Origin of the sequence: Dulcicalothrix desertica PCC 7102 (assembly GCF_003991905.1) — a bacterium.
GTDB classification, from domain to species: Bacteria; Cyanobacteriota; Cyanobacteriia; order Cyanobacteriales; family Nostocaceae; genus Dulcicalothrix; species Dulcicalothrix desertica.
In genome coordinates, this window is the sequence record NZ_RSCL01000103.1 from 1 (window position 1) to 1,088 (window position 1,088).

The window sequence follows — 1,088 nt, forward strand, 5'->3', positions numbered from 1 at the left end:
TTAACTTTCTTAAGTCTCGTTATCCCGATGCAGAAATTATCACCGACATTGGAAGCGGACTCAACTTCAAACGAAAAGGTCTTCAAGCCTTACTGGACAGAGTTCTCTCAAACACTATCAAACTTGTTGTCGTTGCCCACAAAGATAGGCTTTGCCGTTTTGGGTTCGATATTATCTCATGGCTCTGTACTAGGCAGCAGACTGAAATACTGGTTCTCGACCAAAAAAACCTCAGCCCAGAACGAGAAATGGTCGAGGATATTCTTGCCATCGTCCACGTCTTCAGTTGTAGATTGTACGGACTTAGAAAGTACAAAAAACAAATTACTCTTGACAGTGAGTTACCGAGTATACCCAAGTAAAGAACTTGCTGTTATTTGGAAAAAATGGGTAGCCGCAGTCCGTAAAATTTACAACATTTCTATTGCTTACCTTAACCAAAATCAAGGTTTTGAAAAGCTCGGAAACAAGGGAGGTAAGATGGGTTTTAGAACTATGCTTAAAGCTTCCGGTTTAATTCCGCAATGGTGTAACGAATTGAACGTATCTAAAATACTAGATAATGCATCAATGGATGCTTACTCATCTTGGTCTCTTACTGCAAGAAACCCTAACTTTATTGGTAAGGGTAAAAACAAGAAACCACATCCTCAAGCAGGATTAAAAATAGCTAAGTTCCGCAGTGTTCGTGACCAAAAGTTAACAATTCAATTTGACCCGACTGCTTACAAAAATGGTAGATGGATGGTATCAACCACCAAAGCATCTACCTAAACCAGAATTCAAGGGTCAAAATTTTTGCATACTAACTGATGGTTCCACGGAATTAACCTATAACAAGGGTCGTTGGTTTGCTCACTTCCCTGTAGAATGCGAGCAGAGGAAGACAGTTACAAACAAAGTTATTGCCTTAGACCCAGGTGTTAGAACTTTTATAACAGGCTTTGATGGTAGTGATTTCTCGGAGTTTGGAAACGGGGATTTTAATAAAATTGCTAAACTTTGCTCCCATCTCGACAAGCTAAAATCAAGACATGATAAATCTGTTGGTCGTAATTTTAAACGACTAAGATATAAGTTAAGACAGG

General features: G+C 39.1%; 2 protein-coding genes and 1 pseudogene. All 3 read left to right on the forward strand.

Going from position 1 to position 1,088, the window contains the following annotated elements:
- Window positions 1–362, forward strand: a 362-nt coding sequence (locus DSM106972_RS50965) for an IS607 family transposase (RefSeq protein WP_127087849.1), incomplete at its 5' end; no start/stop codon positions are given.
- Window positions 337–774, forward strand: coding sequence for a hypothetical protein (locus DSM106972_RS54685; protein WP_233787994.1), 438 nt, complete (start codon window positions 337–339; stop codon window positions 772–774). The genes DSM106972_RS50965 and DSM106972_RS54685, both read left to right, overlap by 26 nt.
- Window positions 734–1,088: pseudogene (locus DSM106972_RS54690) on the forward strand (RNA-guided endonuclease InsQ/TnpB family protein); the annotation flags it as partial. The gene DSM106972_RS54685 and the pseudogene DSM106972_RS54690, both read left to right, overlap by 41 nt.